The sequence below is a fragment of the Amycolatopsis echigonensis genome, from assembly GCF_014174495.1.
GTDB classification, from domain to species: Bacteria; Actinomycetota; Actinomycetes; order Mycobacteriales; family Pseudonocardiaceae; genus Amycolatopsis; species Amycolatopsis echigonensis.
The window spans coordinates 21,999-48,657 of the sequence record NZ_JACJHR010000032.1 but is presented as its reverse complement, the minus strand read 5'-3'; the positions used below and the strand labels follow the sequence as shown (position 1 = coordinate 48,657).

Below are 26,659 nucleotides of genomic sequence, written 5' to 3'. Positions count from 1 at the left end.
AACCGCTCACGAGCAGTCGCTCAAGCCCGCTCCGGCTCCCCCGTCACACGCTCGATCCGCGCGCCCAGCCGGTTCAAATTCTCCACGAAATGCGGATACCCGCGGTCGATGTGGAAGACGTCCCACACCTCGGTCACGCCGTCCGCGCACAGCCCGGCCAACACGAGACCCGCCCCGGCGCGGATATCCGACGCCCACACCGGCGCGCTCGACAGCTTCTCCACGCCCCGGACCACCGCGTGGTGGCCGTCCGTGCGCGCGTCGCCGGACAGCCGGATCATTTCCTCGATGAAGCGGAACCTCGCCTCGTACACGTTTTCCGTGATCATCGACGTGCCCTCGGACACCGCCGACAGCGCGACCGCGAACGGCTGCAGGTCGGTGGCGAAACCGGGGTACGGCAGCGTCACCCAGTCGACCGCCTTCGGACGTTCCGGCTGGACGACGCGGAAACCCTTGTCGTCGAAGGTGGTCACCTCGGCGCCCGCCAGGCGCAGCTTGTCCAGGACCAGGTCGAGGTGGTGCGGGTTGACGCCGCGGACGGTCAGGTCGCCGCGGGTCATCGCGGCGGCGAAAGCCCAGGTCGCGCCGACGATGCGGTCGCCGATCACGCGGTGTTCGGTCGGGTGCAGCTGGTCCACGCCGTGCACGGTGAGCGTCGAGGTGCCCGCGCCCTCGATCTTCGCGCCCATCTCGGTCAGCATCGTGCAGATGTCGGCGATTTCCGGTTCGCGGGCGGCGTTGTCGATCACCGTCGTGCCCTCGGCCAGCACCGCCGCCATCAGGATGTTCTCGGTCGCGCCGACGCTCGGGAAGTCCAGCCAGATCTGGGTGCCCACCAGCGTTTCGGCCTTCGCCACGACGCAGCCGTGCTCGATGGTGCTCGTCGCGCCGAGTTTGCGCAGGCCGTTCTGGTGCATGTCCAGCGGACGCTGGCCGATCGCGTCGCCGCCGGGCAGCGCCACGACCGCCTGCTTCAGCCTGCCGACCAGCGGGCCCAGCACGCACACCGACGCGCGCAGTTTGCCCATCGCCGCCGAATCGGCGCGGTGCGACAGCTCGGCCGGCGTGGTGATGCGCGCCGTGTCGCCCTCGATCTCCACCTCGCAGCCGACGCTGCGCAGGACGTCGGCCATCAGCGGGACGTCCAGGATCTGCGGGCAGTTCGTGATGGTCGTGGTGCCCTCGGCCAGCAATGCCGCGGCCATCAGTTTCAGCACGCTGTTCTTGGCGCCGACCACGTCGACCTCGCCGACCAGCCGCGCTCCGCCATGCACGTCGAAGTGCTCGCTCATGGCCGCCAATCATGCCCTCTCGCCCAGTTTTGCCCGAACCCGGGCCGGTAGAGTCGGGCTCATGGTGGTTCGTATCAACCGGGTCTACACGAAGGTCGGCGACAACGGCACGACCGCGCTCGGCGACGGCTCCCGGGTGCCCAAGACCTCCGCCCGGCTGTCCGCCTACGCCGACACCGACGAGGCCAATTCCGTGCTCGGCCTGGCGATCGCGCTCGGCGGGCTTCCCGACGAGGTCGCCGGCGTGCTGCGCCGGATCCAGAACGACCTGTTCGACGTCGGCGCGGACCTGTGCCTGCCGATCCAGGAAGACCCGCCGTACGAGCCGCTGCGCATCACCGAGGCGTACCTGGAACGGCTCGAAGGCTGGTGCGACGAGTTCAACGAACGCCTGCCGAAGCTCACGTCGTTCATCCTCCCGGGCGGCACCCCGGGCGCGGCGTTCCTGCACCAGGCCCGCACGGTCTCCCGCCGCGCGGAACGGTCCGCCTGGGCGCTGATGGAGGCCGAGCCGGACACGTCCAACCCGATCGCGGCCAAGTACCTGAACCGGCTCTCGGACCTGCTGTTCATCCTCGCCCGGCTGGCCAATCCGGACGGCGACGTGCTGTGGCAGCCGGGCGGCTGAGCGCACCACATTGCTGTCGGCGCCGATCCGGGCGGACCTCCCGCCAGGGCCTCGAGCCGCAACGTCTGCCACCAGCACCCGAAAAGCACAAAACCGGGCCCGCCACCGCGTTTCCACGGTGGCGGGCCCGGCCGAAAAGTCACGAAGCCCGCGGCAGCCTTCGCCCCGGCGGAGCCGATTCGAGCCACGACAGGAACCCGGTCAGCGCACCCGGTCCCATCGCGATCTCGATCGCTTCCTGGGCCGAGGACTCGCAGCGCAGCACGGTCGAGCCCTCAGGCACCGCGTACGCCTCGGAACCGGACGGATCCCGCCGGTCCGCGATCTGCATGCTTTCGCGCTGGAACACGCGGTCCGGGCCGGTGCGCAGGCTCCAGACGCGGTACCAGACGAATTTCTCGCCCTCGTACCGGCCGAGCCCGAGATGCCAGCTCGAACGGGGACTGTCCGGGCTCCACCGCAGCGCCACGCTGACGCCGCCGCCGCGCCGCATCCGGATCCACCGCTGGCCGTACCAGCCGACCACGACGACAAGCACGATCAGGAGCACTAGCACCACGACAGCGATCTGCACGGCCGGCTCCTGCCCGTTCTCGTCCGGTCAGACCGACTGTCCGGTCGCGCGGAGCTGGGCGGTGGCCCTCGTCCGCTCGGCCTCGTCGCCGGTGCTGAGGGCTGCCTTCGCGGCCGCCACGTCGATTTCGTCGGACAGTTCGGCGCTCTCCGCGAGCACGCTCACCCCGGTCGCGGTGACGGACAGGAAGCCGCCGTGGACCGCGGCGGTCAGCACGTCGCCGTCCGTCGTGTTCACCTTCACCACGCCACCCTCGACGAGCTGGCCCAGCACCGGCTCGTGTCCGGGCATGATGCCGATCTCGCCCTCGGTGGTCTGCGCCACCACGAAGGTGGCGGTACCCGACCAGAGCCGGCGCTCGACGGCAACCAGCTCCACGGACATCTCAGCCACGTAGCACTCCTTCGCTCGGGGTGTCACCACCGAGTGTAATAGGTCTTGCTTCGGTTACGAGAACGGCGGGGGCCTGTGTCCACAGTGGACAGTGCCCCCGCCGGTCTCACGCACTCACTTGCCGGTGATCTCGCGATACTTCTTCTCGAGGTCCTCGAGACCGCCGATGCCCAGGAACGCCTGCTCCGGGTAGTGGTCGAAGTCGCCCTTGGTGATGCGGTCGAACGACTCGATGGTCTCGGCCAGCGGCACCGTGGAGCCCGGGATCTGCGTGAAGGCCTCGGCCACCAGCATGTTCTGGGACAGGAACCGCTCGATCCGGCGCGCCCGCTGCACGGTCAGCTTGTCCTCTTCGGAAAGCTCGTCCATGCCGAGGATCGCGATGATGTCCTGCAGCTCCTTGTACTTCTGCAGGATCCGGATGACCTCGGAGGCGACGCGGTAGTGGTCCTCGCCGACGATCGCCGGGTCGAGGATCGTCGACGTCGACGCCAGCGGGTCCACCGCCGGGAAGATGCCCTTCTGGAACACCGACCGGGAAAGCTCGGTGGTGGCGTCCAGGTGGGCGAACGTCGTCGCCGGGGCCGGGTCGGTGTAGTCGTCCGCGGGAACGTAGATCGCCTGCATCGAGGTGATCGACCGGCCCCGGGTCGAGGTGATCCGCTCCTGCAGCTGGCCCATCTCGTCCGCCAGCGTCGGCTGGTAGCCCACGGCCGAAGGCATGCGGCCCAGCAGGGTCGACACCTCGGAACCGGCCTGGGTGAACCGGAAGATGTTGTCGATGAACAGCAGCACGTCCTGGTTCTGGACGTCGCGGAAGTACTCCGCCATGGTCAGCGCGGACAGCGCGACGCGCATACGCGTGCCCGGCGGCTCGTCCATCTGGCCGAACACGAGGGCGGTGTCGTTGATGACGCCGTCCTCGGACATCTCCAGGAAGAGGTCGTTGCCCTCACGGGTGCGCTCGCCGACGCCGGCGAACACCGACGTACCGCCGAAGTTCCGGGCGACACGGGTGATCATTTCCTTGATCAGCACCGTCTTGCCCACGCCCGCGCCGCCGAACAGGCCGATCTTGCCGCCCTGCACGTACGGGGTCAGCAGGTCGACGACCTTGAGGCCGGTCTCCAGCATCTCCGTCTTGCCCTCGAGCTGGTCGAAGGCGGGCGGGTTGCGGTGGATGCCCCAGCGCTCGAGGTCCTCGCCGTAGCCGGGCTCGTCGAGGCACTCGCCGAGCGCGTTGTAGACGTGGCCCTTGACCTTGTCGCCCACCGGGACGGTGATCGGGCCGCCGGTGTCGGTGACCTCCGCGCCGCGGACGAGGCCGTCCTGCGGCTGCAGCGAAATCGTGCGCACGAGGTTGTCGCCGAGGTGGGCGGCCACCTCGAGCGTCACCGTCTTGCGCAGCTGCTCGAAGTCGATGTCGACCTTGAGCGCGTTGAACTGGTCGGGAACGGAACCGCGCGGGAACTCGACGTCGACGACCGGCCCGGTCACCGAGACGATGCGCCCCTTGGCGCGCGGGGCTTCAGTACTGGTCATCAGTCATCACTTCCTGCTGCGGTGAGCGCGTTCGCGCCACCGACGATTTCGGAGATCTCCTGGGTGATCTGCGCCTGCCGGGCCTGGTTCGCCTCCCGCGTCAGCGTGTTCACCAGGTCGTTCGCGTTGTCCGACGCGGCCTTCATCGCCGTCCGGCGGGCGGCCAGCTCGGACGCCGCGGACTCGAGCAGCGCCGAGTACAGCCGGGTGTTGATGTACTTCGGCAGCAGCGCGGCGAGCAGCTTGTCGGCACTCGGCTCGAACTCGTAGCTCGGCAACAGACCGGCCGGCTTCTCGTCCTCGCCGTCGGAGTACTCGACCTCGAGCGGCGCGACGCGCTTGGCGACCGGGCGCTGCGTCAGCATCGACACGAACTCGGTGTAGACGACGTGGATCTCGTCCACGCCGAGCGTGCCGTCCGGGTTGCCCGACGCGTCGTCCACGCCCGCGTTGAAGGACTGCACCAGCGTCTCGGCCGCCGCGACCGCGTCCGGGTAGGCGGGCTGGTCGGAGAAGCCCGTCCAGCTGCCCGCCACCGGGCGGTTGCGGAACCGGTAGTAGTTCAGGCCCTTGCTGCCGGTGGTGTAGACGTCGACCTCCTTGCCTTCCTTCTTCAGGAGGGCAAGGAGCTCTTCGGTCGCCCGCAGCACGTTCGAGTTGTAACCGCCGCACTGGCCCTTGTCACTGGTGACGACCAGGACGGCGGCGCGCTTCGGGTTCGGGCGCTCGACCAGCAGCGGATGGTCGAGGTTGGCCGCCGCGCCGGCCAGCGCCGAGAGCACCTTGGTGATCTCGTCCGCGTACGGCCGGGAAGCGGCGACCTTCGCGCGCGCCTTGGTGATGCGCGCGGTGGCGATGAGTTCCATCGCCTTGGTGATCTTGCCGATCGACTTCGTCGCCTTGATGCGCGAGCGAAGCTCCCGGAGTTGTGCGGCCATGGGCTACCAGCTCACTTCTTCGGGGCGGGCTTGTTGACCTTGACGGTCTCCTGCCCGACCTTCTCGGCGTCCATCGCGTCGGCGTTCGACTCGAGCGGCTTGCCCTCGGCGGTGGTGAACTCCTTCTTGAACTCGTTCACCGCCGCGATCAGGGTTTCGCGCGCCTCGGGCGAGAACTTGCCGGTCTCCCGGATCGAGACGAGGGCCTCGTTGTTCTTGCGGCGGGCCGAGTCGAGGAACTCCTGGTTGAACCGGCGCACGTCCTCGGTCGGGACCGTGTCGTAGTGGCCGTTCGTGCCCAGGAACACCGTGGCGACCTGCTCCTCGACCGGGATCGGCGAGTACTGCGGCTGCTTGAGCACCTCATACAGCCGGGCACCGCGCTCGAGCTGCGCCTTCGACGCGTCGTCGAGGTCCGAGGCGAAGGCGGCGAACGCCTCCAGCTCGCGGTACTGCGACAGGTCGATCCGGAGCGAGCCCGCGACGTCCTTCATCGCCTTGACCTGCGCGGCGCCACCCACGCGGGAGACCGAGATACCCACGTCGATGGCCGGGCGCTGACCGGCGTTGAAGAGGTCCGACTGGAAGAAGCACTGGCCGTCGGTGATCGAGATGACGTTGGTCGGGATGTAGGCCGACACGTCGTTCGCCTTGGTCTCGATGATCGGCAGGCCGGTCAGCGAGCCGGCGCCCAGCTCGTCCGACAGCTTCGCGCACCGCTCGAGGAGACGGGAGTGCAAGTAGAAGACGTCGCCGGGGAACGCCTCGCGGCCCGGCGGGCGGCGCAGCAGCAGCGAGATCGCGCGGTAGGCGTCGGCCTGCTTGGTCAGGTCGTCGAACACGATCAGGACGTGCTTGCCCTCGTACATCCAGTGCTGGCCGATGGCCGAGCCGGTGTAGGGGGCGATCCACTTGAAGCCGGCCGAGTCGGAAGCCGGGGCCGCGACGATGGTGGTGTACTCCATCGCGCCCGCGTCCTCGAGCGCCGACTTCACCGAGGCGATCGTGGAGCCCTTCTGGCCGACCGCGACGTAGATGCAGCGGACCTGCTTCTTCGGGTCGCCGGTCTCCCAGTTGGCCTTCTGGTTGATGATCGTGTCCACCGCGACCGCGGTCTTGCCGGTCTTGCGGTCGCCGATGATCAGCTGGCGCTGGCCGCGGCCGATCGGGGTCATCGCGTCGATCGCGGTGATGCCGGTCTGCAGCGGCTCGGACACCGGCTGGCGCTCGACCACCGAGGCGGCCTTCAGCTCCAGCGCGCGGCGGCCGGTGGTCTCGATCTCGCCGAGGCCGTCGATGGCCTGGCCGAGCGGGTTGACGACCCGGCCGAGGTAGCCGTCGCCGACCGGCACCGACAGGACCTGGCCGGTCCGCTTGACCTGCTGGCCTTCTTCGATGCTCTCGAAGTCGCCGAGGATCGCCGCACCGATGGAGCGCGCGTCCAGGTTCAGCGCCACGCCAAGGATGCCGCCCGGGAACTCGAGCAGCTCGTTGGCCATGGCCGAGGGCAGCCCTTCGATGTGGGCGATGCCGTCAGCGGCGTCGGCGACGACGCCGACCTCTTCGCGCTCCACCGAAGGGGCGTAACTCGAGACGTAGTTCTCGATCGCGTGGGCGATCTCGTCCGAGGAGATCGTCAGCTCCGCCATTTCGTTCCCGCTCTCGCTTCTCTTCTGTCCAGTGTGCAAAGTCTGTAGTGCCGCTCAGGCCCGGCTCAGCGTGCGGCGCACCGCCGCCAGCTGCCCGGACGTGCTGCCGTCGATGACCTCGTCCCCGACGCGGACGACGAGTCCGCCGCCGAGGTTCGGGTCGATCTCGACGTGCAGCGCGATCGGCCGCCCGTAGATGCCGTCGAGCTTGGTCCCGAGAAGGGCCCGCTGCTCGTCGGTGAGCGCGTTCGCCGAGGTCACGTACGCGACCGAGCGCTCGCGCCGCTCGGCGGCCAGCGCGACCAGCTTGTCGAGCACGTGGCCGATGCCGCGCCCCTTGGCGCGCTGCACGGCCTGCTCGACGAGGGTCTCGACGACCGCGTCGACCTTGTCCGCGAACAGCCCGCGGACCAGGGTCCGCTTCGCGTCGGCGGGAGCGGCCAGGTCGGACAGCGCCGCCTCGAGTTCCGGGGCGCCCGCGACGATCCGCGCGACCTGGAACAGCTGAGACTCGACGGTTTCGATGTTCCCGGCCTTTTCGGCGGCGGTGAGCAGCGCCGAACGGCCGACCGACTCGAGCCCGTCCACCAGCTCGCGGGGACTGGACCAGCGGCTGCCCGCCACGGTGTCGAGCACCTTCAGGGCCTGCTCGCTCAGCTTTCCGTCGAACAGGCGGCGGACCAGGCCCTGGCGGCTCTCCGGCGCGACCGAAGAATCGCCGACCGCGCGGCGCAGGCCGATTTCGCGGTCGAGGAGGTCGACGACCGAGAGCAGCTCTTCCCCGACCTTCGCGGGGTCGGTACCCGCTCCGGCCAGCACCTCGCCGAGCGCCCGCTCGGCGAGGTCGAGCGCTTCACGGCTCGCAGCATGCAGCGTCATCTCTGGTTACTTCCCCGCTCCGTTAGTAGCCCCGGCGGTGTCCAGCTCCGCGAGGAACCGGTCGACGGTGCCCCGGCGGCGCGCCTCGTCCTCGAGCGACTCGCCGACGATACGGCCGGCCAGCTCGACGGCGTTGCGGCCCATCTCGGCCCGCAGCTCGGCGACGATCTGCGCCTTCTGCGCCTGCAGCTGGGCGTGGCCCTGCGCCACGATCCGCTGGGATTCGGCCTCGGCCTGCTCCCGCAGCTCCGCCTTGATCTGCTCGGCTTCGAGCCGGGCGTCGTCGCGGATCTTCGCGGCCTCGGAACGGGCGTCCGCCAGCTGCGCCTTGTACTCCGACAGCGCCTTCTCGGCCTCTGCCTGAGCCTTCTCGGCCTTCTCGATCCCGCCTTCGATCTTCTGCGCCCGCTCCTCGTACGCCTTCTCGAAACGAGGGACGACGTACTTCTTGAGCAGGAAGAGCAGGATCAGGAAGGCGACGATGCCGAGGATCAGTTCCGAGATGTTCGGAACGATCGGGTTCTCTGATGCGAGCACCACTTGGGTCTTCAGCACAACGTCTCCTTAGCGAGAGCGGACGACTCAGGCGGAGGCGATGAAGTAGATGACGATACCGATCAGCGCCAGCACCTCGGTGAGCACGAAGGTGGCGTAACCGATGCCCTGCAGCTTGCTCTGGGCTTCCGGCTGACGCGCGGTGCCGTTGATCACCGCGGCGAAGATCAGGCCCACACCGATGCCGGGGCCGATCGCGCCCAGGCCGTAGCCGATCGCGGCGAGGCCCTTGTTGAGGTTGATGGTCTCGGCGGCGGCCTGGGCCAGAACGATGTTGCTCACGTGCGTTTCCCTTCACTTCGGTCCGCGCACTCACGCGGATCGGGGTCTGTAGGTGTTCTCAGTGCTCCGACGCCAGCGCGGCGCCGATGTACCCCGCGGACAGCAGGGCGAAGATGTACGCCTGGAGGACCTGGATGAAGGCCTCCAGGAACGTCAGGCCGATGGCGAAGAGCCATGCCACCAGCGACACCGGCTTCAGCGCGATGCTCGAGGTCTCGGTCAGCAGGAAGGTGCCGCCGAGGGTGAAGACCGCCAGGATCAGGTGCCCCGCGAACATGGCCGCGAAAACACGGATGGCGAGCGTGAGCGGGTTGAGGAAGAACTTCTCCGCGAACTCGATCAGCGCGTACAGCGGGAGCACCGGGCCGGGGACGCCGGCCGGCGCGAGTTCCTTCTTGAAGTACCCGCCGAGGCCGTGCTTCTTGATCCCGACGTAGTGGTAAACCGGGTAGACCACGAGCACCGACAACGCGATCGGGAACCCGAACCGCGCCATGGTGGGGAACTGCAGGAATGGGATGACCCCGTAGAGGTTGTTCAGCAGGATGAAGGTGAACAACGCGAAGATGACCGGAACGAAGCGCTTGAAGTCTTTCGAACCGATCTGCTCGCGGGCGATGTTGTTGCGCGCGAAGTCGTAGATGGACTCGGCCACGAACTGGCCTTTGCCCGGGACGACCTTCAGCTTGCGCGTCGCCAGCAGGAAGTACCCCGCGATGATGATCACCGAGAGCACCACCAGGAGCATCGGCTTCGTGACGAAGCCGAACAACGGCGGCAGCTCAAAGCTTTCGGCGCCAGGGGGCGCGAAGGTCGCACCCTCGGTCAGTACCAGCGCGGCCACTGGGCTCCTCCCGGTTCTCCCGGCCGGCGTTCACTCCGCCGGGGGAATCGTCACGATCTGGACTTAACGTACCCGATACGCATCGGGACGCCGGAGGCGGCGGGTACCCGCCGTGCGCGGAGCCGATCTGCCGGTCCGTGCACGAGGGAGGTCTCGCGTGAACACTGCCCTGCGGTCTACTTCGGACCAGCGTTGAGATGAGGCGGAACCATCCGGTCGCCACACTGCTGATCGCGGTTCGTCGTCGGGAGTGCGCGGCCGAGGCCGCCACCCATGACGCGGACCATACCAGCAGGTAGATCAGTGCCGTACAGGCGTACTCCTAACCCTCCGAATGGTCCAGGACCTAGGTCCCGAATCCGGCTGGGACCCTAGTCCCGAACCCGTCAATGCGAAGCGGGAATGATGGTCGGGATACGCGCTTTGCGGAATGCCGCGAACTCCGCGGCGGCGGCCACGAGAATGGCGACGATCATCGTGATCCCGAGCGAAAGCGGGTGCAGCACGGTGACGCCCTTGAGCAGAGTGAGCGCGAGGAACAGCAGGATGACCTTGGCCGCGTAACCGCCGAGAGCGATGAGCATCACGAGCGAGGGGTCCTGTCCGGCGGATACCTTCATCATGCCCAGCGTCGACAGCGAGGCGATCATCGCCAGCACGCCGCCGACCAGGGCTCCGAGGAAGCCGTGCAGTCCGTTGAGGACGGTGAAAAGCACAATGCAGACCAGGATGAACGGCGGGGTGAACAGCAGCGAGGCACGCGTCATCGAGCGAGCGAGCTGGCGCACCGGAGCGGCGTGCGGGTTCTCCGGAGCGGTGGCCTGAGCCGCTGCCTGGGACGTCTCGGGCGTCTCGGTGTCGCTCACTGCATTCGCTCCTCGTTCGGTTCGACCCGCCAGTATAGACCGCCCGCGACCTCAGACGCCGTGCCGGTGCCGGGAACGCAGCCGCGGCACGAGGGAAACCAGCACCGCGACCACCAATGCGGCACCAATGGCCCAGAACACAACCGGACTGTCGAAAATCGTGATAGAGACCGCGCCGAAAGACAGAATTCCGGCCCACAAATAGATCAACAGCACCGCGCGCCGTTGCGAATGGCCGATTTCCAGCAACCGGTGGTGCAGATGCATTTTGTCGGCGGCGAACGGGCTCTGCCCGCGCCGCGTGCGCCGGACGACGGCCATCACGAGGTCGAGCACCGGCACGAAAAGCACCGCCACGACGACCACCAGCGGGGACAGCAGGGCCAGCGCGTCCGAGGCGGAGAACCGCGTGTAGTTGACCCGTCCGCTCGCCGACGTGGTGGCCCCGGCGAGCATCAGCCCGATCATCATCGATCCGGAGTCGCCCATGAAAATTTTGGCCGGCTGGAAGTTGTACGGAAGGAAACCGAGGCAGGCCCCGGCGAGGGCGGCGGCGATGAGCGCGGGCGGGTACGAGCCGAAGTCACCGCCCGCGTTGTCGAGCAGGCCGAGCGAGAACACGCAGGTGGCCGTCGCGGCGATGAAGCCGAGGCCGCCGGCCAGCCCGTCGAGGCCGTCGACGAAGTTCATCGCGTTGACCATCACCACGACCATCACGACGGTCAGCAGCGCGCCCTGGTTCTTGTCCAGGACCAGCACCGAGCCGATCGAATCCCCGTTGCCGCCCCACGGCACCCAGAACGACACCCACTGCACGCCGAAGATGACGAGAATCCCGGCGCACATGACCTGTCCGGCGAGCTTCGTCCACGCGTCGAGTTCGAACCGGTCGTCCAGGATGCCGATGAGCGAGATGACGCCCGCCGCGAGCAGCACGCCGACCGCGTCGTAGGAGACGTCGAAACCGTGGCTGAGCGCGGGAAGCTGGTGCGCGAGACCCATCGCCGCGGCGATCCCGAGGTAGATGCCGACGCCGCCCATCCGCGGGATCGGCTTGACGTGCACGTCGCGCGCACGGGGATTGGCGATCGCACCGATCCGGATCGCCACCCGGCGCACGACGCCGGTCAGCAGATAGGTCACCGCGGTCGCGGTCAGCGCGACGAGCAGGTACTCCCGGATCGGGAGAAGTCCTTGGACTACAGGCATGACCGCGTCACGCCCGCCGGGAGGTCGGAGTCACCGCGCCACGCTACCGCGCCCGCGTGCGGTCGCGGTGAACGGCAGTCACTTGCCCGGCTCAGTCCAGCGTCTCCTCGGCCACGCCGAGCACCTCGGCGATGGCGGCCTTGGTGACCGCGCCCTCGCGCAGCACCACGGGCTTGTCTCCGGTGAGGTCCACGATGGACGACGCCACCGCTTCGCCGCTCGACCCGCCGTCGAGATACACCGACACCGAATCGCCGAGCTGCTCCCGCGCGTCCTCGACGGTCGAGGCAGGCGAACGCCCGGAGACGTTCGCGCTCGACACCGCCATCGGGCCGACGTCGCGCAGCAGTTCGAGCGCAACCGGGTGCAGCGGCATCCGCAGCATCACCGTGCCGCGGGAGTTGCCGAGATTCCACTGCAGACTCGGCGCGTGCGGCAGCACGATCGACAGATCGCCCGGCCAGAACGCCTCGATGAGCGCCCGCGCCTGCGGCGGAACACCGAGCACCAGACCGTCCACAGTGGACCAGGAACCGACGAGAACGCCGACCGGCATGTCCGGGCCGCGGTTCTTCGCCCGCAGCAACGCCTGGACGGCGCCGGAGTCGAACGCGTCGGCGCCGATGCCGTACACCGTGTCCGTCGGCAGGACGACCAGCCGGCTCGACCGCACGGCGGCAGCCGCCGCGGACAGGCCTTCGGCTCGGGACTCGCGCTTGCCGCAGTCGTAGACCGCACTCATGACGCGAAGCCTATCCCCCGGCGCGGAGGTTCCCAGAGCGCCCCGAGATGGGGTGCGCATCCGCTCCCACCGAGGTCCGTGAAGGGCTCCTCGAGGGAATCTCATTCCGCCGAGGAGCCCTTCACGGGCTTCCGCGCTGCGGAGAAAACCGCATTGGGGACATCTCGCCAGCGGCCGAGGGAACGGCGGCCCAGCGGGTCACCGATCAACTGCCGTAACTGGCCTGCTTCACCGCGAACACGTTCCGCTTCCCCTGCCCCTCCTGTAGGGACCACAGCAGATCCGCGTCCTTCGGATCCTCCCAGTACGAGATGCTCTCCCCGCTGCTCACCCAGGCGTGCGTGGCCGGGCCCGCGGTCGGGGTCCAGTAGTAGAACTGCTGCGCGGACGAGGGGTGGTGGTCCGGGAAAGAGCGGCCTCAGCCCAGCCGGCGGGCGGTGACGAACCGAGCGCGCCCGCTGTAATCGGGGTGGTCCTCGACGCCGGTCAGCACCCGCCGCGCGCGCACCAGGGCCGGGACCGCCGAACCGTGGGTGTCGTCGTGTTCGATCGCCAGCCCGCCGCCTGGGCGCAGCAGTCGCGCGCCGGCCGCGATCGCGTGCCGGATCACCGCCAGGCCGCTCTCCTCGGCGAAGACCGCGCGCGCCGGGTCGTGTTCGCCGACTTCCGGCGGGACCGGCGTGCCCTCCGGCACGTAGGGCGGGTTGCACAGCACCAGGTCCACGAGACCGTCGAGTTCGGCGAACATCGTCGGGTCGGCGATGTCGCCGGAGTAGAGCCGGATCGGCGTGTTGCCGGCCGCGCTGTGCACGTCGGCGTTGTGCCGGGCCCAGGCGAGCGCCTGCGGGTCGACGTCGACCGCGTAGACCACCGCGTCCGGACGCTCGTGCGCAATCGCCAGCGCCAGCGCGCCGGAGCCGGTGCACAGGTCGACCACCACCGGGTATTCGCGTCCCTGCAGGAACTTCACGCCCCATTCGAGCAGCAGTTCGGTCTCCGGCCGCGGGACGAACACGCCCGCGCCGACGTTGACCGTGATGTTGCCGAGCGCGGCCCAGCCGGTCAGGTACTGCAGCGGGATCCGTTTGGCGCGCTGCGCGACCAATTGCCCGATCGCGTCGATCACCGGCGGGTCGACCAGCGGCACCATCGGCAGCCTGCCCCGGTCGATGCCGAGCACGTGCGCGGCGATGAGATCCGCGTCCGACCGCGGCGATTCCACGCCCGCCTCGGTGAGGATCCGGGTGGCCTCCATGATGGCCAGGCGCAGCGGCTGCCGATTCACTGGTCGTCCTTCACTCGTCGAAACACCCCCCGGCGGGGGTGCTGCCCAGCGTATCGACCCCCGGCCGCGCGGGCCTCACGCCTGGCCGAGATACCCGGACAGGACTTCGCGCCGCTGGGCGAGATCCCCGATCCGGCGCTCCACCTCGGCCAGTTCCCCGCGCAGCCTGCGCACCAATTCGGGACACAGGTCGAGGTGCGCGGCGGGACCGCTCGCGCAGTCGAGCATCCCGGCGATCATCTCCGTGGTCAGGCCCGCGGCCAGCAGTTTCCGGATCTGCCGCACCCGGACGACGGCCTCCTCGCCGTACACCCGGTACCCGCTCGTGTTGCGCGCCGAGTCCAGCAGCCCCTGCTCGCCGTAGTACCGCAGCAGCCGCGGCGCGACGCCGGTGCGTTGCGCGAGTTCGCCGATCAGCATCCGATCTTCCCCTGCTTCTGGCCTTCACACTGGTGTCAATCCTTAACGTCGCGAACATGACTGAACATTTCGCGCCCCTCGTCCTCGGACAGGGCCCCGGCCTGCTGCTCGCCCACGGCGCGGGCGGCGGCGTGAAGGCCAACTTCGGCCCGCTCCTGGACGACCTCGCCCGCACGCACACCGTCGTCGGGGCCGACTATCCGGTCGCGGGCGGCACGCTCGACGAACTGGCCGACGGACTGGTCGCGACCGCCGTCGAAGCCGGGGTCGGGAAGTTCACCGTGCTCGGTTACTCGCTCGGCACGGCCGTCGCGGTCCGCGCGGCCACCCGGCATCCCGACCGCGTCACCGGGCTCATCCTCACCGCGGGTCTCGCCCGGCCGGACGCGCGGACGGAGCTGGCGCTGGACCTGTGGGCGCATCTGCTGGAGGGCGACCGCACCCTGCTCGCCAAGTACCTGCTGCTGGTCGCCGCCAGCGAACCGTTCCTCGCGGCGCTCACGCCCGACCAGCTCACCTCGGCGGTCTCCGAGTTGGCGGCGTCGGTGCCGGCGGGCACGGCGAAGCAGGTCGAACTGGTCCGTTCCGTCGACACCCGGGCGGAACTGGCATCGATCGCCGTGCCGACACTGGTGATCGCCACGACGCTGGACTCCCTCGTGCCGCCACGGCATTCGCGGGAACTGGCCGACGGGATTCCCGGCGCGGACCTGGTCGAGATCGAGTCCGGGCACGGCATCGCCGACGAAGCGCCGGAAGCCTGGCTCGCCGCGATCCGGAAGGCGCTGCGATGAGCCGCCAGGTTGTCTTGCCGAACGAGTCGCCCGACCTGACCCCGCGACGCCTCGCCGACCTGGCCCGTCTGGCCGAGGAGCTGGGGTACGAATCCGTCTGGCTGCCCGACCACGTGCTGCCGCCGGAGCCGTTCGGCGAGGTCTTCGGCGGCGTGTACGAGCCGCTGGCGACGCTCGCCTACCTGGCCGCGGGGACCGAACGCGTGCGGCTGGGCACGTCCGTGGTGATCGTTCCGCTGCGCGAGCCGCACCTGCTGGCGAAACAGGCCGCGACGATCGACCGGCTGTCCGGGCACCGGCTGGTCCTCGGCGTCGGGGCGGGGTGGAACGAGCCGGAGTTCGCGGAGATCGGCGCGGATTTCTCTCGCCGCGGCGCGACGCTGGACGAGACGCTCTCGCTGCTGGACCAGCTGTTCACCACCGGCCGGGGCCGGGACGGCGGGTATTTCGAGCCGCGGCCCCACGACCGGATCCCGATCCTGGTCGGCGGGAACTCGGCGGTCGCACTGCGCCGGGCGGTCCGGGCCGGGGACCAGTGGCTCAGCGCGGGCCTCTCGCCGGAGGCTTTCGCGGAACGGGCGGCGAAACTGGACCAGCTCGACCCGGAGCGGCGCGTGCGGCGGATCGCCCGCCAGCAGTTCGACGAGAAGACCGCCGTCGAGACCTACCGTGCGTATCGGGAGGCGGGCGCGGACGCGGTGGCGGTGCACTTCGGAGGGGACGAGGGCTACGAGGAGCGGATGGCCGCGTTCGCGGCGGCGACCGAGTGAAGTCTCGTGAGCGGCGATCCCGGCGAGAACCGCGATCGCCGCTCACGACGCCCGGCACCCCAAGGCCGTGCCGCGGACCCCCTCTAGACTCGCCCGGTGAAGTCCAGGGATCTCCGCTTCGGCCTCGGGGTATTCGTCGCCTCGCTCGGACTGTTGCTGCTGCGGTTCCTGGTGCCGCGCCCGATCGGCATGGCCGACAACGGCGACGGCTGGCGGTTGCTGTGCCAGCTCGGCGGGCGGCAGCTGGACCGGCCGTCGGAAGGGTTCGTCCGGTTCAGTTACGGGTCCGCGCCGCCGTGCGACTCCGCGTACGTCTCGAGCCAGGCCTGGCTCGACTGGGCGGCGGGCAAAATCGGCGCGCTGTTCGGTGCGTCCGGCGTGCTGAACCTGCTGGTGCTCGGCGTGCTCACCTGCGTGCTGGTCGCCGGCGCTATCACGGTCACCGTGCTCGGCCTCGACCTGAACCGGCGAAACCGGCTGATCGCCACGGTGTTGCTGCTGCTCGTGATGGGCGACTCGGCGTTCTTCGGCTATTTCGCGTCGGTGCTCAGCGAAGGCGCGGCGTTCCTCGGCATCCTGCTGATCTGCGGCGGCCTGTTCCTGGTGCACCGTCCCGGAAAACCGCGCTGGGCCGGAGCCGCGGTGACTGTCCTCGGCGGACTCGTCGGGATCAACGCCAAATCGCAAACCCTGTTGCTCATCCCGCTTTTCGCGCTCGCGCTGCTGCTGACCCGCCCGTCCGGCGCGCGCGGACGGAAACGCTGGGCGCTGCCGCTGGCCGTGCTCGCGATCGTGGGCGCGGGCACCTTGGCGATCCAGTCCCAGGGCGACCCGGCCAACGCGGAATACCGCGAGGCCAACATGTACCACGCGATCTTCGACTCCATTGTGGACGGAAAGCACGACACGAAGGCCGACCTCGCCGCGCTCGGGCTGCCGGAGTCGTTCGAGCAGTACGTCGGCACCGGGTGGTGGGGCGAGCGCGCGGCCTGGCACGACCCGCTTTACCCGCGGTACAAGGACAAAATCAGCCGCCGCAACGTGCTGCACTACTACGCGACGCACCCGGGCCGGACGGCGGAAATCCTGCAGCAGGGCGGTGTCGACGCCCTCACCGCACGCCCGGAAAACCTCGGCAGCTTCGGCGAACTGTCCGGACAGCCGCGACTCTCCAAGGAGTACCGGGTGCCGGTGTTCTCCGGGCTGGCCGCACTGGTCGCGCCGCTCGGACTGTTCGTGCTGGTGCCGGTCTGGGTGCTCATCGGCTGGGCCGGGGTGCGTGCGTTCCGCCGAAACCGGCGCGAGTACGGGATTGTCGCGTTCCTGCTGGTGTTCTTCGCGGCGGGGCAGCTGGGGCTGTCCGCGCTGGGCGAAGGCATCGAAGGCGTGAAACACCAATTGCTGACGCTGTTCCCGACCGTGCTGGCCGTGGTGTTCGCGGTCCTCAGCCTGCTTCCCCGCGCGGAAACCGCACCGGAACAGACCGAGGACGAGGACCCGGCGGAGGAAGAAATCCCCGCCGCGGTCTGAGAATCAGCCCGCCTGCGCGGCGAGCCGCTCCTCCCGGTCGGCCGCGGCCAGCGCGTCCAGCACGCCGTCCAGGTCGCCGTCGAGCACCTGGTCCAGGTTGTACGCCTTGTAGTTCACCCGGTGATCGGAAATCCGGTTCTCCGGGAAGTTGTACGTCCGCACGCGCTCCGAACGGTCGACGGTCCGCACCTGCGACCGGCGGGCGTCCGACGCCTTCGCCGCCGCCTCTTCCTCGGCGATCGCCTGCAGCCGGGCCTGCAGCACCTGCAGCGCCCGCGCGCGGTTCTGGATCTGCGACTTCTCGTTCTGGCACGACACGACGATGCCGGTCGGCAGGTGCGTGATCCGTACCGCGGAGTCGGTGGTGTTGACGCTCTGCCCACCGGGACCGGACGACCGGAACACGTCGATGCGCAGGTCGTTCGGGTCGATTTCGACCTCGACCTCTTCCGGTTCCGGGTAGATCAGCACGCCGGACGCGGACGTGTGGATGCGGCCCTGCGATTCGGTCGCGGGCACGCGCTGCACGCGGTGCACGCCGCCCTCGAACTTCAGCCGCGCCCAGACGCCTTCGACGTCCGCGGACTTGCTCTTGAGCGACAGCGTGACGTCCTTGTAGCCGCCGAGGTCCGACTCCGTCGCGTCGAGCACCTCGGCCTTCCAGTTGTGCCGTTCGGCGTAGCGCAGGTACATCCGCAGCAGGTCGCCGGCGAAGAGCGCGGATTCCTCGCCGCCCTCTCCGGATTTGATCTCCATCACGACGTCCGAGCCGTCGTACGGGTCGCGCGGCAGCAGCAGTTCGGTGAGTTTCGCTTCGAGCTGCGGGATTTTCGCCGCCAGCTCCTCGGCCTCGGCGGCGAACGTCGCGTCCTCGGCTGAGAGCTCCTTGGCCGCGGACAGATCGTCGCGGGCCTCGTCCAGTTCGCGCACCGCGCGCACGACCGGGCTCAGCTCGGCGTAGCGGCGGCCCAGTTTGCGGGCCCGGGCCTGGTCGGCGTGCACCGACGGGTCGGCGAGCTCCTGTTCCAGCCGCGCGTGCTCGTCGAGCAGCCCCTTGAGCGAACTCGAATCCACTTCGCCGTCTTCCTCTCGCGAACAGGCCCGGACAGAACAACGGCGCCCACCCGGGCATGCGGGTGGGCGCCGTCGGACAAGCTACTTGGCGTCGGTCTTCTGCTGACGCTTGCCGTAGCGCTTCTCGAACCGGGCAACCCGGCCACCGGTGTCCATGATCTTCTGCTTGCCGGTGTAGAAGGGGTGGCAGTTCGAGCAGATCTCGACGTGGATCTGACCCGACTCCTTCGTGCTGCGGGTGACGAAGTTGTTCCCGCAGTTGCACGTGACGGTCGTGGTCACGTATTCGGGGTGAATACCGCTCTTCATGGTGTCCTCTCTCGTTGGCCCCGGGTCCCCGGTATGGGGTGAACCGGTGCCGGACTTCAGCGGGTCATTCTGCCAGACGTGCTGGCACGGACTGCAACACACCCCGGTGACCAGGTATTCCGCCCCCGGTCGCGACGGTGGGTAGTGAAGGCCGTTCGCATTGTACGGATTTTGTACCCGCTGGCGTGAAGCTGGCCGAGTTCGTGAATCGCTCACTTACTGGAGGTCCGGACATGCGCACGACCGACCTGCTCACCCGGCTCGCGAAGCCGGCCGCGGCACTGGCACTAGTGGCGTCCGCCGCGGTCTTCGCGCCCGCCGCGAACGCCGCCGACGGGATCACGGCGGCGGACGTGAACCCCGCCGCGGGCACGTTCTCCGAGCTGTCCGAGACCAACCTGACCGGTGCCGGCGACGGCACCCCGGCCGGCGCGGTCGCCTGGTACAAGGCGCACGCCGGAAGCACCGGATGGGAGCACTACTGCGAGAAGGCCGCGGAGAATTCCTACGGCGTCAGCGGGGTGTGGGCGTCCGCCAACGCGCACTGGGACGGGGCCAGCCCGAAGCACACGAGCGGCAAGCCGCCTGCTGGTTCCTTCGTGTACTGGAACATCAGCGCCTACGGCCACGTCGGAATCGCCGACGGCAACGGCGGTTTCTACGCCACCAGCGTCGGCGGCAAGATCGGCCACGGCAGCTCCACGAGCTACTTCAACAACTACCGCGGCTGGACTCCCGCCGCTGTCCCCCGCCGCTGAAACTTTCTGCCGCGCCACCTCCCCGGCGCGGCAGAAAGCATCCGGCCCGCCCCCGAAGCAACGGGGGCGGGCCGGATGCGTGGAAAGGAGACTCAGTCTTCGTCTCCGCCGCCGAGGGCGGTCTTCGAGACCTGCATCAGGAACTCGATGTTGGTCTTCGTCTTGCGGAGCCGGGAGATCAGCAGATCGATGGCCTGCTGGGAGTCCAGCGCGTGCAGCACGCGGTGCAGCTTGTGCGTGACGGCCAGCTCGTCCGGCGAGAGCAGCAGCTCTTCCTTGCGGGTGCCGGACGGGTTGACGTCCACCGCAGGGAACACGCGGCGCTCGGAGATCTTGCGGTCGAGCTTGAGCTCCGCGTTGCCGGTGCCCTTGAACTCCTCGAAGATCACCGTGTCCATCGTGGACCCGGTCTCCACCATCGCGGTCGCGAAGATGGTGAGCGAGCCGCCGTTCTCGATGTTGCGCGCGGCGCCGAGGAAACGCTTCGGCGGGTACAGCGCGGTCGAGTCGACACCACCGGACAGGATCCGGCCGGACGCGGGCGCGGCCAGGTTGTAGGCACGGCCCAGACGGGTGATCGAGTCGAGCAGGACGACCACGTCGTGGCCCATTTCGACCAGGCGCTTGGCCCGTTCGATGGACAGCTCGGCGACCGAGGTGTGGTCGGACGGCGGGCGGTCGAAGGTGGAGGCGATGACCTCGCCCTTCACCGACCGCTGCATGTCGGTGACCTCTTCCGGACGCTCGTCGACCAGCACGACCATGAGGTGGGCCTCGGGGTTGTTGGTCGTGATCGCGTTCGCGATGTCCTGCATGATCGTGGTCTTGCCCGCCTTCGGCGGGGACACGATCAGCGCGCGCTGGCCCTTGCCGACCGGCATGATCAGGTCGATCACGCGGGTCGTGAGCTTGTGCGGCTCGGTCTCGAGGCGCAGCCGCTCGTTCGGGTACAGCGGCGTCAGCTTGGTGAAGTCGGGACGGCGCTTGGCCTCGTCCGGCTCCAGGCCGTTGATCGAGTCGACGCGCACCAGCGGGTTGAACTTCTGCCGCTGCTGCTCGCCCTCGCGCGGCTGGCGCACGACACCGGTGATCGCGTCGCCGCGGCGCAGGCCGAACTTGCGGACCAGCGACAGCGACACGTACACGTCGTTCGGCCCGGCCAGGTAGCCCGAGGTGCGCACGAACGCGTAGTTGTCGAGCACGTCCAGGATGCCGGCGACCGGCAGCAGGACGTCGTCCTCGCGGATCTCGGTGTCCGGCGCGCCGCCCTCGGCGCGGCCGCCCCCGCTGCCCCGGCGGCGGCGATCGCGGAAGCGGCGCCCGCGGCGGCCGCCTTCCTCGTCGTCGTCCTGAGGCCGGTTGTCCCGATTGTCCTGCTGGTTCCGCTGCCGGTTGTCCTGCCGGTCCTGGCGGTTGTCCTGCCGGTTGTCCTGGCCGCCGCGGTTGTCGCGGTTGCCGTCGCGGTTGTCGCGGCCGTTGTTGTCCCGGTTGTCGCGGTTGCCGTCGCGATTGTTGTCGCGGTTGCCGCCCTGGCGGTCGCCGCGCTGGTCGCGCTGGTCTCGCTGGTCACCGCCCCGGTTCGCGCCGCCGCGACGGCGGCGGTTGCGGCCGCCTTCCTCGGACTGGCCGTCGGACTGGCCCTCGGAACGGTCGTGCCGCTCCGGGCGCTCCTGCGCGGCGGGCTTCCCGTCCTGCGCGGTCTCCGCCTTCGGAGCCTCGGACTGGGGAGCCTCCGCCTTGACCGGCTCGGCCTTCGGCTCCGCCTGGGGAGCCTCGGTCTTGGCCGCGTCCGCCTTGGGAGCCTCGGACTTGGCGCGGCGGGCGGGCTTCTCGGCCTTCTCGGCCTTGACCGGCTCGCCGACGCCGTCGAGCGGCAGCGTCTCGGCCGCGGCGGTGCGCTTCTTGCTCTTGCCCTGGCGCTCGCGGATCGCGGCGATCAGGTCCCCCTTGCGCATGCCGGTGGTCTCGCCCACACCCAGTTCTCCGGCCAGCTGGCGGAGCTCGGCGATGACCATTCCGGACAGGCCCCCGGCGCGACGCTTCGGAGCGGCCGCGGCCCCATTGGTCTCAGCGGCCGCGGCGGGGGTCTCCACGTCGCCGCTCAACAGATCGGTGTTGCTCACACATGTCCTTCCTGACCGATCCACGTTCCAGGTGGATCAGCGGACTGCCGCCGGTAGCGAGACGGCTTCTGCCTCCGATGCGGACGGCTCGCGCCCAGCCGTGCGAGACACAGCGAAGCGCCGCCAGCACAGGGTGTTTGCCCCCTCCGGACGGAGAAAGCGGAATTCGGCACCGCCGGAACCGGAAACCCGCCTGCGTCCCTCCGCCTCCCGCGTGCCAGGCGGTGCGGAATCGGCGGATCGACGAAGGATGCGGACCGGAGCCGCCGCTAAGGGCGAACAGGCCCGGCATCGGGTGCGGAAACGCACGGTGATCGAACGCCCCCGAGGGTAGACCGCGCCCTGTCCGGGTGCAACAACCACCCCCCGCGTGGCGCACGCTGCCGTCCAGCCTGTGACCAGGTCGTCACCTGGCCACCACCTGCACGCCATCGCGATCCACGGGCAATTCGGAGACGTCGAACCCTTCAACGTCCACGCCCGGCGGGAGTATTCCCGTGAGCGTGAGAGCGAGCACAGTCGGCCCTGCTCCGGAGATGGTGGCGGGCACTCCGCGGGCACGCAGCGTGCGCACGAGTCCGGTGCTCGCCGGGTACGCCTCGGCGCGGTAATCCTGGTGCAGCCGGTCCTCGGTGGCGGCCATCAGCAGTTCCGGCCGTTCGGTGACGGCCAGCACGGCGAGCGCCGCCCGTCCCGCGCTGTGCGCCGCGTCGGCGTGCGGCACCTGCGACGGCAGCAGGCCGCGGGTCGCATGGGTGGACGACTTCTCCGCCGGCACCGCGACCACCGGCCGGATCGCCGGGTTCGGCTCCACGCGTTCGGCGCGGAACCGGCCGTCCTCGGACCACGCCACCACGAGCCCGCCGAACAGGCTCGCCGCCGCGTTGTCCGCGTGGCCCTCGAACTCGGCCGCGAGCTGGAGCGCGTCGCCGTCGAGCGGACGCTCCGCCAGCGCGTAGCCCAGCGCCACGCCGGTCACCACCGCGGCGGCCGACGACCCGAGGCCGCGCGCGTGCGGAATGCTGTTGTGGCACCGGAGATGCAGCCCGGGCGGCCGCACGTCCAAGTGTTCGCAGGCCCGCCGGAGCGCGCGGACCACGAGGTGGGATTCGTCGGTCGGCACGTCCTCGACGCCGCCGGCCCCCGCGTCGAGCACCTCGATTTTCAGGCCGCCCTCGGTGACCCGCAGGTCGACCACGTCGTAGCGGGCCAGCGCGAGCCCGAGCGCGTCGAAACCCGGGCCGAGGTTCGCCGTCGACGCCGGGACCGTCGCGCGGAACCCGGGCAACGCCGTCATCGCAGGTCCAGCGCCGCCGCGACGGCCGTCGGGTCAACCGCGAGCGGTTCCACCTCGACGTTGCCTTCCAGCGCCGTCGCCGGGTCCTTCAGACCGTGCCCGGTGACCGTGCAGACCACCTTCGCGCCCTTCGGCAGCCGACCGTCCGCCGCGGTGGCCAGCAGGCCCGCCACGCTCGTCGCGGACGCGGGCTCCACGAACACGCCCTCGCGACGGGCCAGCAGCCGGTACGCCTCAAGGATCTTCTCGTCGGTGATCGCCTCGAACAGGCCGTCCGACTCGTCGCGCGCGGAGACCGCGCCCGCCCACGAAGCGGGGCTGCCGATGCGGATCGCGGTCGCGATGGTGTCCGGGTCGGAAACCGGTTCGCCGTGCACCAGCGGAGCGGCGCCGGCGGCCTGGAACCCGAACATGCGCGGGGTGTTCTTCACCACACCGTCCGCCGCGTACTCCGAATAGCCCTTCCAGTACGCGGTGATGTTGCCGGCGTTGCCGACCGGCAGGCAGTGCACGTCCGGGGCCTCGCCGAGCACGTCGCAGATCTCGAACGCCGCGGTCTTCTGTCCGGCGATGCGCACCGGGTTGACCGAGTTGACCAGCGTGACCGGGTAGTCCGCCGCGGTCTTGCGGGCGAGTTCGAGGCAATCGTCGAAGTTGCCGTCGACCTGCAGGATCCGCGCGCCGTGCAGCACCGCCTGGGCGAGCTTGCCCATCGCGATCTTGCCTTGCGGCACCAGCACCGCGCAGGTGAGCCCGGCCCGCGCGGCGTACGCGGCGGCCGAGGCCGAGGTGTTGCCGGTGGACGCGCAGATCACCGCTTGCAGGCCGCTGGCCAGCGCGTGCGTGATCGCCACGGTCATCCCGCGGTCCTTGAACGAGCCGGTCGGGTTCGCGCCCTCGACCTTCAGGTACACCTCGGCGCCGGTCAGCTCCGACAGGTGCGCGGCGGGCAGCAGCGGGGTGTTGCCCTCGCCGAGCGTGACCACGCGCGCCCCGTCGGGGACCGGAACCCGGTCGCGGTACGCCTCAATGATCCCCGGCCAGGAACTCATGCTGCCGCCTCGTTTCGGAGTTTCACCATGCTAACCAGCGAGCCCGCGGCAGGGATGTCCATGGTTCGGTTGCCCGCGGCGCTCACGCGTCTTCGCCTTCCACCCGCATCACGCTGACCACGTCGTGCACCACGTCGAGTTTCGCGATTTCGTCCACAGTGGACTGCAAAGCCGCGTCGGGCGCGAGATGGGTGACCACGACGAGGCTCGCCGTGTCGTTCGCGTCGCGCTGGCGCACCGCGGCGATGCTCACGCCGTGCGCGGCGAATGCTTGCGCCACCTGGGCGAGCACCCCCGCGCGGTCCGCGACGTCGAGGCTGACGTGGTAGCGAGTCGGCGTCTGGCCCATCGGCCGCACCGGCAGCGCGGCGTGCGCCGATTCGCGCGGGCCGCGGCCGCCGAGCACCTGGTTGCGCGCCACCGCGACGAGATCGCCGAGCACCGCGCTGGCCGTCGGCGCGCCGCCGGCGCCCTGGCCGTAGAACATCAACTCGCCGGCCGCGTCCGCTTCGACGTAGACGGCGTTGAACGCGCCGCCGACGCCGGCCAGCTGGTGGCTGCGCGGAATCATCACCGGATGGACGCGGGCGGACACCGATTCCGTGCCGTCGTCCGCCGTCACGCGTTCGCAGATCGCCAGCAGCTTCACCGTGCGGCCGAGCGTGCGCGCGGCGGCCAGATCCGACGCCGTGACGTCGGCGATGCCTTCGCGGTGCACGTCTTTCGCGGTGACCCGGGAGTGGAACGCCAGCGAGGCAAGGATCGCGGCCTTCGACGCGGCGTCGTAACCGTCGACGTCCGCCGTCGGGTCCGCTTCCGCGTAGCCGAGCCGGCTCGCTTCGTCGAGCGTTTCGGCGTAGCCCGCGCCGGTGGCGTCCATCGCGGAGAGGATGTAGTTGGTGGTGCCGTTGACGATCCCCATCACGCGGGTGATCCGGTCGCCCGCCAGCGATTCGCGCAACGGGCGCAGCAGCGGGATGGCCCCGGCGACGGCGGCCTCGAAGTAGAGGTCCGCACCGCTGGCGTCGGACGCCTCGAACAGCTCGGCCGAATATTCGGCGAGCAGCGCCTTGTTGGCCGTGACCACGGATTTGCCCGCGTTCAGCGCGGTGAGCAGCCAGCTGCGCACCGGGTCGATCCCGCCGACCAGTTCGACCACCACGTCGACGTCGTCGCGGGCCACGAGCGCCGCGGCGTCGTCGGTCAGCAGTTCGGCCGGCAGTTCCGGGTGCTTGTCCGGACGCCGCACCGCGATGCCGACCAGTTCCACCGGCGCGCCCGCGCGGGCCGCCAGCTCGCCGGCCTGTTCGGTGAGCAGCCGGGCGACCTCGCTGCCGACCGTGCCGCAGCCCAGCATCGCGACCCGGATGGGCGCGCGGTCCGCGGGAGACAGGCTTTTCGGAGACACAGGGGACACTTCTCAAACCTCCAGGCGCAGCATGTCGTCCGTCGTCTCCCTGCGCAGCAGCAGCCGGGCGGCGCCGTTGCGCACGGCGACCACCGCGGGCCGCGGCAGCCGGTTGTAACCACTGGCCATCGCGTAGCAGTAGGCGCCGGTCGCCGCGACGGCCAGCAGGTCGCCGGGAGCCAGCGTGTCTGGCAGCCAGCAGTCTCGGACGACGATGTCGCCGGACTCACAGTGTTTTCCCACCACGCGAGACAACGACGGGGTCACCGGCTCGTCGCCGTCGGCGGCGGACCGCGAGACCACCCGGCAGTCGTACACCGCGTCGTAGAGCGCCGTGCGGATGTTGTCGCTCATGCCGCCGTCGACGCTGACGTACCGGCGGGCGGTCTCGTCCCCGAGCGCGACGTCCTTGATCGTGCCCACCTCGTACAGGGTGAACGTGCCCGGACCCGCGATCGCGCGGCCGGGTTCGCCCGCGATGCGCGGCACCGGCAGCTCGGCGTACGCGCATTCCTTGCGGACGATCTCGCGGATCTGCGTGATCATCTGCGAGGGCGGCGGCGGGTTGTCCTTTTCGGTGTACGCGATGCCGAAACCGCCGCCGAGGTCGACGACGTTCATCTGGTCCAGCAGCTCCGGGCCGTGCTCCTTGGCCAGGTCCGCGAGCAGTCCGACGACGCGGCGCGCGGCGACCTCGAACCCGTCGGCGTCGAAGATCTGCGAACCGATGTGGCTGTGCAGGCCGACCAGTTTCAGCGACGGCGCGTTCAGCACCCGGCGCACCGCCTCGGCGGCGTCGCCGGAAGCCAGCGAGAAACCGAACTTCTGGTCCTCGTGCGCGGTCGCGATGAACTCGTGGGTGTGCGCCTCGACGCCGACCGTCACCCGGACGAGGACCTTCTGCTCGACCTCGTGCGCGGCGGCGATTTCGGCGAGCCGGGCGATCTCGTAGTACGAGTCGACCACCACGGTGCCGACGCCGGCCTCGACGGCCGCGTCCAGTTCGGCGACGGATTTGTTGTTGCCGTGGAACGTAATCCGCTCCACCGGGAAGTTCGCGCGCTGCGCGACGGCCAGTTCGCCGCCGCTGCAGACGTCGAGGCTCAGCCCCTGTTCGGCTACCCACCGGGCGACCTCGACGGACAGGAACGCCTTCGACGCGTAGTGCACGAGCGCCGGGTCGTCGAACGCCTCGGCGTAGTCGGCGCAGCGGGACTTGAAGTCCGCCTCGTCGACCACGAACAGCGGCGTGCCGTACGTCTGGGCGAGGTCGCGCACGTCGACCCCGGCGATCCGGACGACGCCGTCCGCGGCGCGATAAACGTTGCGCGGCCACACTTTCGCGGGCAACTGGTCGAGTTCGCCGGCACTCGCGGGCGGGAACCCGGAAGCGTCGGCATGGGGGTAGACGTCGGCGTGGCGGGGGCCCGCGGGGTGCGCCAT

General features: G+C 69.8%; 28 protein-coding genes. 5 read left to right on the top strand and 23 right to left on the bottom strand.

Translation table 11 applies throughout. The annotated features are described in order from the left end of the window. Positions 1 to 20: 20 nt before the first annotated feature. Positions 21 to 1,295, bottom strand: coding sequence for a UDP-N-acetylglucosamine 1-carboxyvinyltransferase (gene murA, locus H5411_RS22570; protein ID WP_101438060.1), 1,275 nt, complete (start codon positions 1,293 to 1,295; stop codon positions 21 to 23). A 61-nt stretch (positions 1,296 to 1,356) separates the two neighbouring features. Here murA and H5411_RS22565 point away from each other — a divergent pair, with 61 nt between their 5' ends. Beyond that, positions 1,357 to 1,923 (top strand): cob(I)yrinic acid a,c-diamide adenosyltransferase, encoded by a 567-nt coding sequence (locus tag H5411_RS22565; RefSeq protein ID WP_101438059.1) that lies wholly within the window; start codon positions 1,357 to 1,359, stop codon positions 1,921 to 1,923. Between the two features lie 139 nt (positions 1,924 to 2,062). On the opposite strand, the gene H5411_RS22560 is transcribed toward H5411_RS22565, so the two are convergent. The 15 genes from H5411_RS22560 to H5411_RS22495 all read right to left on the bottom strand — a co-directional run bounded on the left by H5411_RS22560 (position 2,063) and on the right by H5411_RS22495 (position 14,101). After that, on the bottom strand, positions 2,063 to 2,497 hold the full coding sequence (locus H5411_RS22560) for a DUF2550 domain-containing protein (RefSeq protein ID WP_101438058.1): 435 nt from the start codon (positions 2,495 to 2,497) through the stop codon (positions 2,063 to 2,065). A gap of 27 nt (positions 2,498 to 2,524) precedes the next feature. Further along, positions 2,525 to 2,890: a F0F1 ATP synthase subunit epsilon gene (locus H5411_RS22555; protein ID WP_183124942.1), complete on the bottom strand. Its 366-nt coding sequence runs from the start codon at positions 2,888 to 2,890 to the stop codon at positions 2,525 to 2,527. Between the two features lie 114 nt (positions 2,891 to 3,004). Beyond that, positions 3,005 to 4,432, bottom strand: a complete 1,428-nt coding sequence (gene atpD / locus H5411_RS22550; protein ID WP_101438056.1) for a F0F1 ATP synthase subunit beta — start codon at positions 4,430 to 4,432, stop codon at positions 3,005 to 3,007. Then, positions 4,432 to 5,370, bottom strand: coding sequence for a F0F1 ATP synthase subunit gamma (locus H5411_RS22545; protein WP_101438055.1), 939 nt, complete (start codon positions 5,368 to 5,370; stop codon positions 4,432 to 4,434). The genes atpD and H5411_RS22545 overlap by 1 nt, the downstream gene beginning before the upstream one ends. 11 nt (positions 5,371 to 5,381) lie before the next feature. Continuing rightward, on the bottom strand, positions 5,382 to 7,019 hold the full coding sequence (gene atpA / locus H5411_RS22540; RefSeq protein ID WP_101438054.1) for a F0F1 ATP synthase subunit alpha: 1,638 nt from the start codon (positions 7,017 to 7,019) through the stop codon (positions 5,382 to 5,384). A 54-nt stretch (positions 7,020 to 7,073) separates the two neighbouring features. Beyond that, a complete protein-coding gene (locus H5411_RS22535) occupies positions 7,074 to 7,898 on the bottom strand; it encodes a F0F1 ATP synthase subunit delta (RefSeq protein ID WP_183124941.1) in 825 nt (274 codons plus the stop codon). Between the two features lie 6 nt (positions 7,899 to 7,904). Further along, positions 7,905 to 8,453, bottom strand: a complete 549-nt coding sequence (locus tag H5411_RS22530) for a F0F1 ATP synthase subunit B (protein WP_101438052.1) — start codon at positions 8,451 to 8,453, stop codon at positions 7,905 to 7,907. A 27-nt stretch (positions 8,454 to 8,480) separates the two neighbouring features. After that, the gene (locus tag H5411_RS22525; RefSeq protein ID WP_009082593.1) at positions 8,481 to 8,735 is read right to left on the bottom strand and encodes an ATP synthase subunit c family protein; all 255 of its coding nucleotides are present in this window, start codon (positions 8,733 to 8,735) and stop codon (positions 8,481 to 8,483) included. A 58-nt stretch (positions 8,736 to 8,793) separates the two neighbouring features. Continuing rightward, positions 8,794 to 9,579, bottom strand: coding sequence for a F0F1 ATP synthase subunit A (atpB, locus tag H5411_RS22520; RefSeq protein WP_101438051.1), 786 nt, complete (start codon positions 9,577 to 9,579; stop codon positions 8,794 to 8,796). Between the two features lie 386 nt (positions 9,580 to 9,965). Next, positions 9,966 to 10,445 carry a hypothetical protein gene (locus H5411_RS22515; protein WP_183124940.1) on the bottom strand — a complete coding sequence of 160 codons (480 nt, stop codon included), beginning with the start codon at positions 10,443 to 10,445 and terminating at the stop codon, positions 9,966 to 9,968. A 51-nt stretch (positions 10,446 to 10,496) separates the two neighbouring features. Next, positions 10,497 to 11,654, bottom strand: a complete 1,158-nt coding sequence (locus H5411_RS22510) for a glycosyltransferase family 4 protein (RefSeq protein WP_009082598.1) — start codon at positions 11,652 to 11,654, stop codon at positions 10,497 to 10,499. A gap of 91 nt (positions 11,655 to 11,745) precedes the next feature. Next, the gene (locus tag H5411_RS22505) at positions 11,746 to 12,396 is read right to left on the bottom strand and encodes an L-threonylcarbamoyladenylate synthase (protein WP_101438049.1); all 651 of its coding nucleotides are present in this window, start codon (positions 12,394 to 12,396) and stop codon (positions 11,746 to 11,748) included. Between the two features lie 205 nt (positions 12,397 to 12,601). Then, positions 12,602 to 12,727: a hypothetical protein gene (locus H5411_RS48520; RefSeq protein WP_279630022.1), complete on the bottom strand. Its 126-nt coding sequence runs from the start codon at positions 12,725 to 12,727 to the stop codon at positions 12,602 to 12,604. Positions 12,728 to 12,814: 87 nt separating this feature from the next. Beyond that, complete coding sequence (prmC, locus tag H5411_RS22500; protein WP_101438048.1) at positions 12,815 to 13,681, bottom strand: peptide chain release factor N(5)-glutamine methyltransferase; 867 nt, start codon at positions 13,679 to 13,681, stop codon at positions 12,815 to 12,817. Positions 13,682 to 13,756: 75 nt separating this feature from the next. Then, entirely contained in the window at positions 13,757 to 14,101 is a 345-nt protein-coding gene (locus H5411_RS22495) for a MerR family transcriptional regulator (protein ID WP_101438047.1), read from the bottom strand. 56 nt (positions 14,102 to 14,157) lie between these two features. Here H5411_RS22495 and H5411_RS22490 point away from each other — a divergent pair, with 56 nt between their 5' ends. The 3 genes from H5411_RS22490 (at position 14,158) to wsfD (ending at position 17,195) form a co-directional block, all read left to right on the top strand. After that, positions 14,158 to 14,895, top strand: coding sequence for an alpha/beta fold hydrolase (locus H5411_RS22490; protein ID WP_183124939.1), 738 nt, complete (start codon positions 14,158 to 14,160; stop codon positions 14,893 to 14,895). Then, positions 14,892 to 15,665 carry a TIGR03619 family F420-dependent LLM class oxidoreductase gene (locus H5411_RS22485; RefSeq protein WP_183124938.1) on the top strand — a complete coding sequence of 258 codons (774 nt, stop codon included), beginning with the start codon at positions 14,892 to 14,894 and terminating at the stop codon, positions 15,663 to 15,665. Before H5411_RS22490 ends, H5411_RS22485 begins: the two co-directional genes overlap by 4 nt. Positions 15,666 to 15,761: 96 nt before the next feature. Further along, the gene (gene wsfD, locus H5411_RS22480; RefSeq protein ID WP_183124937.1) at positions 15,762 to 17,195 is read left to right on the top strand and encodes a glycan biosynthesis hexose transferase WsfD; all 1,434 of its coding nucleotides are present in this window, start codon (positions 15,762 to 15,764) and stop codon (positions 17,193 to 17,195) included. A gap of 3 nt (positions 17,196 to 17,198) precedes the next feature. On the opposite strand, the gene prfA is transcribed toward wsfD, so the two are convergent. Both prfA and rpmE read right to left on the bottom strand, forming a co-directional pair. After that, positions 17,199 to 18,269, bottom strand: coding sequence for a peptide chain release factor 1 (prfA, locus tag H5411_RS22475; RefSeq protein ID WP_101438043.1), 1,071 nt, complete (start codon positions 18,267 to 18,269; stop codon positions 17,199 to 17,201). A gap of 81 nt (positions 18,270 to 18,350) precedes the next feature. Next, positions 18,351 to 18,578 (bottom strand): 50S ribosomal protein L31, encoded by a 228-nt coding sequence (gene rpmE / locus H5411_RS22470; RefSeq protein WP_043832086.1) that lies wholly within the window; start codon positions 18,576 to 18,578, stop codon positions 18,351 to 18,353. A gap of 233 nt (positions 18,579 to 18,811) precedes the next feature. Here rpmE and H5411_RS22465 point away from each other — a divergent pair, with 233 nt between their 5' ends. Beyond that, positions 18,812 to 19,336 carry a CHAP domain-containing protein gene (locus H5411_RS22465; protein ID WP_183124936.1) on the top strand — a complete coding sequence of 175 codons (525 nt, stop codon included), beginning with the start codon at positions 18,812 to 18,814 and terminating at the stop codon, positions 19,334 to 19,336. Between the two features lie 92 nt (positions 19,337 to 19,428). Here the strand turns inward: H5411_RS22465 and rho are convergent, their stop codons facing one another. The 5 genes from rho to lysA form a co-directional block, all read right to left on the bottom strand. Continuing rightward, a complete protein-coding gene (rho, locus tag H5411_RS22460; RefSeq protein WP_183124935.1) occupies positions 19,429 to 21,459 on the bottom strand; it encodes a transcription termination factor Rho in 2,031 nt (676 codons plus the stop codon). A 406-nt stretch (positions 21,460 to 21,865) separates the two neighbouring features. Next, complete coding sequence (gene thrB, locus H5411_RS22455; RefSeq protein ID WP_167442020.1) at positions 21,866 to 22,756, bottom strand: homoserine kinase; 891 nt, start codon at positions 22,754 to 22,756, stop codon at positions 21,866 to 21,868. Further along, on the bottom strand, positions 22,753 to 23,808 hold the full coding sequence (gene thrC / locus H5411_RS22450; RefSeq protein ID WP_183124934.1) for a threonine synthase: 1,056 nt from the start codon (positions 23,806 to 23,808) through the stop codon (positions 22,753 to 22,755). The genes thrB and thrC overlap by 4 nt, the downstream gene beginning before the upstream one ends. Positions 23,809 to 23,890: 82 nt before the next feature. Continuing rightward, a complete protein-coding gene (locus H5411_RS22445) occupies positions 23,891 to 25,216 on the bottom strand; it encodes a homoserine dehydrogenase (RefSeq protein ID WP_279630051.1) in 1,326 nt (441 codons plus the stop codon). A 12-nt stretch (positions 25,217 to 25,228) separates the two neighbouring features. After that, positions 25,229 to 26,659, bottom strand: a complete 1,431-nt coding sequence (gene lysA / locus H5411_RS22440) for a diaminopimelate decarboxylase (protein ID WP_101438038.1) — start codon at positions 26,657 to 26,659, stop codon at positions 25,229 to 25,231.

Coding starts and splice junctions, on each gene's coding strand:
- thrC (WP_183124934.1), bottom strand. CDS start 23,808: ATGAGTTCCTGGCCGGGGATCATTGAGGCGTACCGCGACCGGGTTCCG.
- H5411_RS22465 (WP_183124936.1), top strand. CDS start 18,812: ATGCGCACGACCGACCTGCTCACCCGGCTCGCGAAGCCGGCCGCGGCA.
- H5411_RS22485 (WP_183124938.1), top strand. CDS start 14,892: ATGAGCCGCCAGGTTGTCTTGCCGAACGAGTCGCCCGACCTGACCCCG.
- H5411_RS22535 (WP_183124941.1), bottom strand. CDS start 7,898: ATGACGCTGCATGCTGCGAGCCGTGAAGCGCTCGACCTCGCCGAGCGG.
- atpD (WP_101438056.1), bottom strand. CDS start 4,432: ATGACCAGTACTGAAGCCCCGCGCGCCAAGGGGCGCATCGTCTCGGTG.
- H5411_RS22505 (WP_101438049.1), bottom strand. CDS start 12,396: ATGAGTGCGGTCTACGACTGCGGCAAGCGCGAGTCCCGAGCCGAAGGC.
- thrB (WP_167442020.1), bottom strand. CDS start 22,756: ATGACGGCGTTGCCCGGGTTCCGCGCGACGGTCCCGGCGTCGACGGCG.
- rpmE (WP_043832086.1), bottom strand. CDS start 18,578: ATGAAGAGCGGTATTCACCCCGAATACGTGACCACGACCGTCACGTGC.
- H5411_RS22565 (WP_101438059.1), top strand. CDS start 1,357: ATGGTGGTTCGTATCAACCGGGTCTACACGAAGGTCGGCGACAACGGC.
- lysA (WP_101438038.1), bottom strand. CDS start 26,659: ATGGCGCACCCCGCGGGCCCCCGCCACGCCGACGTCTACCCCCATGCC.
- H5411_RS22495 (WP_101438047.1), bottom strand. CDS start 14,101: ATGCTGATCGGCGAACTCGCGCAACGCACCGGCGTCGCGCCGCGGCTG.
- H5411_RS22510 (WP_009082598.1), bottom strand. CDS start 11,654: ATGCCTGTAGTCCAAGGACTTCTCCCGATCCGGGAGTACCTGCTCGTC.
- murA (WP_101438060.1), bottom strand. CDS start 1,295: ATGAGCGAGCACTTCGACGTGCATGGCGGAGCGCGGCTGGTCGGCGAG.
- atpA (WP_101438054.1), bottom strand. CDS start 7,019: ATGGCGGAGCTGACGATCTCCTCGGACGAGATCGCCCACGCGATCGAG.
- H5411_RS22545 (WP_101438055.1), bottom strand. CDS start 5,370: ATGGCCGCACAACTCCGGGAGCTTCGCTCGCGCATCAAGGCGACGAAG.
- H5411_RS22490 (WP_183124939.1), top strand. CDS start 14,158: ATGACTGAACATTTCGCGCCCCTCGTCCTCGGACAGGGCCCCGGCCTG.